The sequence below is a fragment of the Corynebacterium sp. p3-SID1761 genome (genome assembly GCF_055862885.1).
The window spans coordinates 165,233-173,703 of sequence record NZ_JBSQBJ010000002.1 but is presented as its reverse complement, the minus strand read 5'-3'; the positions used below and the strand labels follow the sequence as shown (position 1 = coordinate 173,703).

Annotated in this window: 8 protein-coding genes; 7 read left to right on the top strand and 1 reads right to left on the bottom strand. The window is 59.5% G+C overall.

Going from position 1 to position 8,471, the window contains the following annotated elements; all coding sequences use genetic code 11:
* Nucleotides 1-237 precede the first annotated feature (237 nt).
* The 6 genes from ACWXWJ_RS02655 to ACWXWJ_RS02630 all read left to right on the top strand — a co-directional run bounded on the left by ACWXWJ_RS02655 (nucleotide 238) and on the right by ACWXWJ_RS02630 (nucleotide 6,644).
* Nucleotides 238-1,152 (top strand): ECF transporter S component, encoded by a 915-nt coding sequence (locus ACWXWJ_RS02655; protein WP_448308064.1) that lies wholly within the window; start codon nucleotides 238-240, stop codon nucleotides 1,150-1,152.
* 142 nt (nucleotides 1,153-1,294) lie between these two features.
* Complete coding sequence (locus ACWXWJ_RS02650; RefSeq protein WP_473963468.1) at nucleotides 1,295-2,713, top strand: PepSY-associated TM helix domain-containing protein; 1,419 nt, start codon at nucleotides 1,295-1,297, stop codon at nucleotides 2,711-2,713.
* Nucleotides 2,714-2,746: 33 nt separating this feature from the next.
* A complete protein-coding gene (locus tag ACWXWJ_RS02645) occupies nucleotides 2,747-3,703 on the top strand; it encodes an ABC transporter substrate-binding protein (RefSeq protein ID WP_448308066.1) in 957 nt (318 codons plus the stop codon).
* Entirely contained in the window at nucleotides 3,700-4,647 is a 948-nt protein-coding gene (locus tag ACWXWJ_RS02640) for an amino acid ABC transporter permease (RefSeq protein ID WP_473963467.1), read from the top strand. Before ACWXWJ_RS02645 ends, ACWXWJ_RS02640 begins: the two co-directional genes overlap by 4 nt.
* Before the next feature lie 8 nt (nucleotides 4,648-4,655).
* Nucleotides 4,656-5,429: an amino acid ABC transporter ATP-binding protein gene (locus tag ACWXWJ_RS02635; RefSeq protein ID WP_473963466.1), complete on the top strand. Its 774-nt coding sequence runs from the start codon at nucleotides 4,656-4,658 to the stop codon at nucleotides 5,427-5,429.
* A 93-nt stretch (nucleotides 5,430-5,522) separates the two neighbouring features.
* Complete coding sequence (locus tag ACWXWJ_RS02630; protein WP_473963465.1) at nucleotides 5,523-6,644, top strand: HNH endonuclease signature motif containing protein; 1,122 nt, start codon at nucleotides 5,523-5,525, stop codon at nucleotides 6,642-6,644.
* Here the strand turns inward: ACWXWJ_RS02630 and ACWXWJ_RS02625 are convergent.
* Nucleotides 6,625-7,014 (bottom strand): hypothetical protein, encoded by a 390-nt coding sequence (locus ACWXWJ_RS02625; protein ID WP_434816946.1) that lies wholly within the window; start codon nucleotides 7,012-7,014, stop codon nucleotides 6,625-6,627. The genes ACWXWJ_RS02630 and ACWXWJ_RS02625 overlap by 20 nt on opposite strands.
* Before the next feature lie 95 nt (nucleotides 7,015-7,109).
* Here ACWXWJ_RS02625 and ACWXWJ_RS02620 point away from each other — a divergent pair, with 95 nt between their 5' ends.
* Nucleotides 7,110-8,468, top strand: a complete 1,359-nt coding sequence (locus ACWXWJ_RS02620; protein WP_448308071.1) for a DUF4921 family protein — start codon at nucleotides 7,110-7,112, stop codon at nucleotides 8,466-8,468.
* Nucleotides 8,469-8,471: the final 3 nt, after the last annotated feature.

The window sequence follows — 8,471 nt, the reverse complement described above, 5'->3', positions numbered from 1 at the left end:
TGTGTGGTCTGGGGTTATGGTGGCATGCGGACACACTTTTCTTTACTTAACCCCGTACCCACACGCCAAGTACCTGAAGTATCGGCGTCAAACCCCAAAAAGAACCACCCCCCGACATACCGAGAACCGACCGCAACAAGCCGGAGCCCGACGAGTCCGTTAATATGAATCGCAAAGAAAATTCGCAGCCTTGCCTGAAAGGCCGCTAAGCACCTTATTCGTGACGCGAGGAGAACCATGACGGACGAGAACTTCGGTTCCAACGACCCGGCCAACACCGCCAACAACGGCGCACAGCAGCCCGAGCAGCCCCAGGCGCAGGGCAATTGGAACCAGAACCCGAACCCGTACGGCCAGCCTAACCAGGCACCGCAGCAGGACTGGAACCAGCAGGCTGCGCCTCAGCAGGGACAGAACGCATACGGCGCCCCGCAGAACGGCCAGAACGGCTACCAGAACAACTTCCAGAACCAGCAGGGATTCAACGGACAGAACGGCCAGGCAGGCCAGTTCGACATCAAGCAGTACCTGGACTTCTCCAACAAGTCCGTGCTGTGGATGGTCTGCGCAGCCGGTGCCGCTCTGATCAGCCTCATTGGCAGCTTCATGCCGTGGGGTAAAGTCACTGTTCCTTTCTATGGAACCATCACAGTCTCCGGTACTGACGGCGATGGCATGCTCACGATGTTCCTTTCCCTGATCCTGATCGGTGGAATCGCTGCCTACCTGTTTGTAGAAAAGCTCACCAAGATGTGGTGGCGCGGCATCCCAGTGATCGCCATCGGTGCCGTTCTGCTGCTGATTTCAGTAATGGATTGGACCGATATCGGTTCCAAGGCAGGCCAAGTGGACAAGGACGTCGCCCAGGTGAGCGTGGGTGCCGGTCTGATTTTGATCCTCCTCGCTTCCATTGCAATCATCGCCTTTGGTGTTCTGACGCTGCTTAACGACAGGAAGAATTCTCCAGCAGTCCAGCAGGCAGGCTTCGGCCAGCCCCAGCAGGGCTACGGCCAGCCCCAGCAGGGCTACGGTCAGTCCCAGCAGGGCTACGGCCAGCAGCCGCAGAACAACTTCGACCAGAACAACAACTACGGTCAGCCACAGCAGAACGGCTTCGACCAGAACAACTTCGGTCAGCAGAACCCGCAATAAGCTTTAGCTTTAGCTTTAGCCGGAAAACTCCCGCGCCTCTCTTCGCAGAAGGCAGCGGGAGTTTTTGTTTCTTTACCCCCGCATTCCCCCAATGCAGGCCCCTATTGGGAACCGATCCCGGTAGACATTCGACTAATGAGTCATGTCTCGCAGAATCATTCGCAGAGTCCACACTCTCGCCGGACTCTTTATCGCACCTCTTATCCTCGTAGCCACGCTATCGGGCTTCTTCTACGCGCTCGCGCCCACCATCGAAAGCTGGGTCTATGACGCCGAACTGACAGCCACCTCAACCAGTCCAGCACAACCCGTAGCTAAGCAGATCGAGGCTGCCAAGCGCATCCATCCGGACTTGGACGTCGCGAAGGTACAAATCTCAGACAAGGAAGGTAAGACCACTCGTGTGCTCTTTGCCGACCCGGAACTCCCCTCCGAAAGCTACACCCACGCGGTGTTCGTCGACCCGGGTGATCTCCATGTCACAGGCGAACTCGTGCAGTACGGAAGCGCCGCTGCCCTACCTTTCCGTTCCTGGCTTTCCGAAGGCCACCGAAACCTGTGGCTGGACGAGCCCGGGCGCATCTACTCCGAAACCGCAGCTACCTGGCTGGGTCCGATGGCCGTCACTGGCGTGGCGATGTGGTGGATCATGCGCAAGCAGAAGAACCAACGCAAGCCCAAAAAGAAGTCCCGTCGTGAAGCCATGAAGCGCCACGCTCTCATCGGCCTCGTCGCAGCCCCAGGCCTGATCTTCCTGTGCGTCTCTGGCCTCACGTGGTCCCACTTTGCAGGAGATAACATCGCTACCGTCCGCGAACAGCTGAACTGGATGACTCCCAAGCCCAATACCACCATCGGTGGCGAGCCCAGTGCGGACGGCGACTCCGGTCATGGCGACCACGCAGGTCACGCAGGTCACGGTGATCACGGCGGAAGCGCCCACACCGACGCAGATGCCACACCGGTCAATACAGACAACGCAGACACCGTTTTGCAGGTTGGTCGCAATGAAGGCCTCACCGGAACGCTGCAGTTGGAGCCTCCGAGCAAGGCTGGCCAGGCATGGACCGTCAGCGAACCACGCCAGGCATACAAGATGTACAACGATGCCATCACCGTAGACGGAGATACCGGCGCCGTCGTTGACCGTCTGCCCTTTAAGTCGTGGCCGATCGCAGCACAGCTGACCAGCTGGATTATTCAGCTACACATGGGCACACTGTTCGGATTGGTCAGCCAGATCGCACTCGCATTTCTGGCACTCGGCATTGGTGCGCTTGTTGTGTACGGCTACATCATGTGGTGGCGTCGCCGTGGTGGAAAGAACACCGGCAACCGCGTCGACCTCAGCTCCCTTACTTGGAAGCACTGGCTGACATTGGCCGTCCTGCTCGGCGGATACAGCGTGGTCGCTCCCCTATTTGCTGTCAGTGGTGCCATCCTCTTCGTCCTCGCCTGGGCTTTGGACTTCCGTGCAGGAAACAAGCGCGATAACACGCCCCGGATTTCCGCAGACCTAGACGGCGAAAAACAAGAGCCCGTTTCGGTCGAAAGCCATTAAAGAATATTCACATACTCCGATATAATCCACTGTATGAAACATAGCCACCCGCGCTCCCTGGCCCGTACAGTGGCCAAGGGCACCCTTGCGATCCTTCTTTCAGCATCGCTGGCGGGGTGTGTGACCAACGAAGAACTCGGCAATCCGGAAGGATGGGAGGAAATCCTCCCAGCAAAGAACCCCCAGCTAGCCGCCCTTGTGCCCCCAGAAATTCAAGCAAAAGGGAAAATCACCGTCGGCACCAACCCGCCCTACGCGCCCAACGAGTTTAAAGACTCCGACGGCAACATCATTGGCTTCGAAATGGACCTCATCCGCGCCGCCGGCGCCATGATGGGGCTCCAGGTTGATGTGCAGCAGATGGACTTCAATTTGATCCTGCCCGCTATCAGCGCAGGATCCGTCGACGTCGGAGCTACCGCCTTCACAGACACCGAAGAACGACAAAAAAACTACGACTTCGTCGACTTCTACAGCGCCGGCATCTCCTGGGCCACCCAACCGGGCAACGAAAACACCATCAACCCCGACAACGCCTGCGGCCTGAAGGTCGCCGTCCAAAAGGGCACCTACTCCGACACGGACGAGGTGCAGGGACGATCCGAAGAATGCGAGGCCCAGGGCAAACCCCCGATCGAAAAGCTCGTCTATGAAAAGGCCGACGCCGCCGCCACCGCAACCATCCTGAAAAAAGCGCAGGCGTACAGCTCTGACTCGCCGGTGATCGACTTCGCCATCGCCCGTTCTGAAGGCAAGCTAGTGCGAGTGGGCGAACCTTTTGACACCGCCCCGTTCGGTATGGGCGTCAAAAAGAACAACCCGCTAGGAAAAGCACTGGCAGCGACGATGCAAACCATGATGAACGACGGCACCTACGAAGCGATCCTGAAGCAGTGGGGGCTAGAAGACGGTGGGCTTGACGCCGTGACGTTCAACCTCAAGCCGTACCAGCTGCCCCGCACGCTCCAAACGAAAGAAGGCACCAATTGAGTACTCCGAAAGCCTCCCCCGAAACGCAGCGTAGGCGCCCGACCGAAAACAAAGCGATCCCACTACGCCACCCCGGACGCTGGATCGCAGCGGCAATTCTGCTGGTGCTGGTTGTATGGTTCATCTTCTCCGCGGCGCGGAACGAGGCCTACCACTGGGATACCTACTTCCAATACCTGCTGGACACGCGCATCGTGAAAGCCGCGATGCACACCATTGCGCTGACGATTCTGGCGATGATCATCGGTGTGGTCATCGGCGCTATCGTCGCGGTACTTCGTATGTCCCCGAACCCGGTGCTTCAGGGCGTGGCGTGGCTCTTCCTGTGGATCTTCCGCGGTACGCCCGTGTATGTACAGCTGGTGTTCTGGGGTCTGCTGAGCTCCCTGTACCAATCCATCAATGTTGGATTCGCCGAGATCAACCTCGAAACGATCCTGCAGAATGCCTTTATGCTGGCGGTCCTGGGACTCGGTTTGAACGAGGCGGCCTACATGGCCGAAATCGTGCGCGCCGGCATCCAGGCCGTGCCGGAGGGACAGTCCGAAGCGTCGAAGGCACTGGGCATGACCTGGAGCCAGAACATGCGCCGCACTGTAATGCCACAAGCCATGCGCATCATCATCCCACCAACGGGCAACGAGTTTATCTCGCTGCTGAAGACCACCTCACTGGTCATCGCCGTGCCTTACACTGCTGAGCTGTACGGTCGTGCCACCGACATCTCGAACTCGCTGTTCCAGCCAGTACCCCTGCTGCTGGTTGCCGCCACGTGGTACCTGGTGATCACTAGCTTGCTGATGATCGCGCAGTTCTACGTAGAGCGTTACTTCTCTCGCGGATCGTCGCGCCAGCTCACGCAGCGCCAACTCGCTGCCCTTGCGGACGCCGAAGGCGTGCCCCCGCGCAATGTCACCGTCACGCCGAACGATAAGAAGGACTAGGAGCCACCATGTCTGACAACAACGCGCCGATGATCGCCATCAAGAACGTGTGGAAGCGCTACGGTCGACTCGACGTCCTTAAAGGCATCGACCTCGACGTTCCCCGCGGCGGCGTGACCTGCCTGATCGGCCCCTCTGGCTCCGGCAAGTCCACCCTGCTGCGCTGCGTCAACCACCTGGAGAAGGTGACCTCCGGACGGATCGAAGTAGACGGCGAACTGATCGGCTACCGCGAAAAGAACGGCAACCTCTATGAGCTGACACCAAAGCAGGCGGCCGCACAACGCGTGGACATCGGAATGGTGTTCCAGCACTTTAACCTCTTCACCCACCGGACCGTTATCGAGAACATCATCGAAGCCCCGGTGCAGGTGCGCGGTGAAAATAAGGACAAAGCCCTCGAACACGCACACAAGCTCCTGGACCAGGTCGGGCTCGCGCACAAGGCCGACGCCTACCCTGTGCAACTTTCTGGCGGCCAGCAGCAGCGCGTAGCCATCGCCCGTGCGCTGGCAATGCGCCCGAAGCTGATGCTCTTCGACGAGCCGACAAGTGCGCTGGATCCCGAGCTGGTTGGCGAAGTACTGGGGGTAATGCGCCGACTGGCCGATGACGGCATGACCATGCTTGTAGTGACCCACGAAATGGGATTCGCTCGCGAAGTAGCCGACGAAGTTGCATTCATGGATGGCGGCGTGATCGTAGAGCACGGACCGTCCGCGGAGGTCATTGGAAACCCGCAGCACAAACGCACCCAAGAGTTCCTATCGAGCCTGCTCTAGGGGTGAAAACGAGGGGGCGTCGATAAGAAGGGAGAGGGGGTGTCCGGGGCCGTGTGTAAGGTAAGCGGCGCTCGGACACAAAGGGGGGCAAAAATGGATGCCGACGAGATGCGGCGAATGTGCAATAGGGTCGACGCGGCGTATGCGTACAGCGTGATCGACGACCCAACCGTGGCGCGGATACAAGCGCAGCGGAAGGCGGGGACGGCAGATGCGACAGTGTTCGCACACGCGGCACAGATACTCGCAGTGATGAATTTATTGGGACTTGCCGCGCTGAAGGCAGGGATAATTGGCGTGCGGCACCTAGAGCAGGTGTGGCGTGTACGAAACGCTTACGCAGCAGCGCTGACGGAACCCGACGAAACAGGGCGGGCGATCATGGAGCTAGAACAGCTCAACCGCTACCTGGAAAAGCACGCAGTGGATTGCATCAGCGCGCGGGAAGATGGGCCGACTGCGAAAGAACTTGGGGAATATCTGTGCGAAGTGATTGCGCGGGACTTCCCCGCTCCCTTCGCGACCGGTGAGAAGGCAGCGGCGGAGGAACGCTCCGCAACGCGGAGTTCGGTGGCAACGCTGGGCGGAGCAGCGGAGTTTTCGCGCTGGACACTAAACATGCCAAAGGATCAATCGCAGCGGATGTGGGAAGCAGTGACCAAGAAGGCGAAAGTGCTGGCCGGGAAACTGGATTGTGACTTGGCACAGGCACGGATGGATGTGATTGCAGGACTGATCAGCGGCGAAGAGTCCAATGCTGTGGTGCACGTGCACGTGTTCCGGTGGGAGCATGGGCCCGGGTTCATCCCCGGTGTTGGCGCGATCAGCACTGAGCAGGCTGACTACTATGAGAGCTTCGCCTCGCGAGTGGAGAGTGTGACGGTGCCGCCGGCGGTAGAACAGTACACGCCCAGCAGGGAGATGAAAGAATTTCTAGTTGGTCGGGACGGGACATGCCGATTCCCCGGGTGCGAACACCCGGCGCCGATGTGCGACAAAGACCACATTGTGCCGTACAACCACTCGGAGCCTGCGGAAGGTGGACCGACGGATGTGCGAAACATGCAATGCCTTTGTAGAACCCACCACAACCTAAAGACCAATGGCCAGTGGAGGGCGAGTACGCAGGACGGCGGCTGGACTATCAAATGGGTGAACCACCACGGAGAGGAGTTCACCACGCACGCAAGGGGTGTTATACCGAAGCCACAGTGACGTGCCACGGCACGCGGGGCGAACCGGGATCGTCGTGGACCTGGCGCAGGATCGGCTCGGAGGGTTCCTTTTCCCGGGTAGTGAGAAGCTCCGCGAAATGCATGGCTAGCCCAGAAACAGAGCCGATGTCGTAACGGGCGACGTCGACGGTAAGTTCGGCGCCGGTGGCCGGGTCGGATCCTTCGTCGGGGCTCTCCCCGAAAAGCTCCACCCAAGTAGTGACCAGTTCGGGATCAGCGGGAAGCCCGGACTGGCAATTCAGCGTGCCTTCAAACGCCTCGCCGAGGGCTGCAATCATGGAGCGGAAATCCTGCTCGATTGTGGCCAGCTGCTCATGGTTAGCCAGCAGCCGAAAAGTAATCTTTGGCATTCCCCTAGTGTGGCAGCACGCAGCGGTGAACGGCAAGCACGGTGTGGGGTTAGTGGTGTGATCGACAGAACCTCAAAACGACTAGACTGTGTGCCGTGATTGGTTCCCATACTTCGCACCCCGCGCCCGTACCACCCCTGACGACCCTGCCAGACGGGACGATCAAACAGGTCAACCCATTTTCCGGCACCGAGGTGTGGACAGTCCCCGGACGGGGTAACCGCCCCATCGCAGAGCACCGACCAGAAGTACGCACCGTGGCCGACCGCGACTCTGCTACTGCATTCGGGCTCAACCGTAAGCTGGACACTCCGCCGGAGAAGGCACGCCTGGTGCTGGACGAGGACGGTAAGCCACGCATCCTCCGTGGCCTTCCCGTCAGCGAGCTAGAGAACACCGAACCACTGTTCCGCCGTGTCGCGAACCTGTTTGAGATCCTGACGTACGACTACTGGCTGTTGAACTACGGCTACCGAATGAACCCCACAGCCGCCAAGCACATGGCCGATTATCTGGCAGAGGAAGCCGGCCAGAATCACGTCGAACAGATCCTGCGCACCAAATGGGCCGCCGGTGGGAAGACCCAAGAAGAACTCGATGAGCTCTTCTCCCCCGACCGCCGTCTACAGACCCTCTACGAAGAAAGCGGCTCACTATTCGCCGGTGGTCACGACGTAATCATCGCCCGCGACCACTATGTCCCCGGTGCAGAATCCACCGACCAGCTGGCATCCAGCGGCACACTGGGTTGGGAAAACCACCGCCACTTCATCGCTTTCACCGTCGACAGCATGGACCGCCTGTACCGCGCCAACCGCTATGTGCGCTATGTCGCCGCCTTCCAAAACTGGCTCGCCCCGGCGGGAGCCAGCTTCGAACACTTGCACAAGCAACTCGTCGCTATCGACGAACACGGCCTGCAAAACGAACTCGAGATCGCCCAGGTTCGCGCGAACCCGAACATGTACAACGAATGGGCCGTCGACTACGCTGCCCGCCACAACCTCGTTTTCGCCGAGAACGACCATGCCATCGCCTTCGCGGGCTTCGGACACCGCTGGCCAACGCTGGAAGTCTTCTCCAAATCCGCGACGACTGAGCCGTGGCTTATGACCGACGCCGAACGCGATGCTGTCTCGGATCTGGTTCACGCCTGCCACGTCGCAGCCGGGCCACACATTCCCTGCAACGAAGAATGGCTTCACCGTCCCTTGGACGTGGACGTGCCCATGCCCTGGCGCATCGTGATCAAATGGCGTGTATCCACCATGGCTGGTTTCGAAGGCGGTACGAAGATCTTCATCAACACGATTTCCCCCGCTGATCTCAGGGAACGCGTACTCAATGCACTGCTCACTGCACAGGAGGAGGGGAAGCTCGCGCCTGGAATCCGTCTCGGCGAAGACTGTGCCACCCGCCCCAACATGCTGAAGTACAACCCGGCCATCCGTTAGAAA

What these genes read in the sequence shown, in the direction of transcription:
- ACWXWJ_RS02655 (WP_448308064.1), top strand. Translation starts at nt 238, where the DNA reads ATGACGGACGAGAACTTCGGTTCCAACGACCCGGCCAACACCGCCAAC.
- ACWXWJ_RS02645 (WP_448308066.1), top strand. Translation starts at nt 2,747, where the DNA reads ATGAAACATAGCCACCCGCGCTCCCTGGCCCGTACAGTGGCCAAGGGC.
- ACWXWJ_RS02630 (WP_473963465.1), top strand. Translation starts at nt 5,523, where the DNA reads ATGGATGCCGACGAGATGCGGCGAATGTGCAATAGGGTCGACGCGGCG.
- ACWXWJ_RS02625 (WP_434816946.1), bottom strand. Translation starts at nt 7,014, where the DNA reads ATGCCAAAGATTACTTTTCGGCTGCTGGCTAACCATGAGCAGCTGGCC.
- ACWXWJ_RS02635 (WP_473963466.1), top strand. Translation starts at nt 4,656, where the DNA reads ATGTCTGACAACAACGCGCCGATGATCGCCATCAAGAACGTGTGGAAG.
- ACWXWJ_RS02650 (WP_473963468.1), top strand. Translation starts at nt 1,295, where the DNA reads ATGTCTCGCAGAATCATTCGCAGAGTCCACACTCTCGCCGGACTCTTT.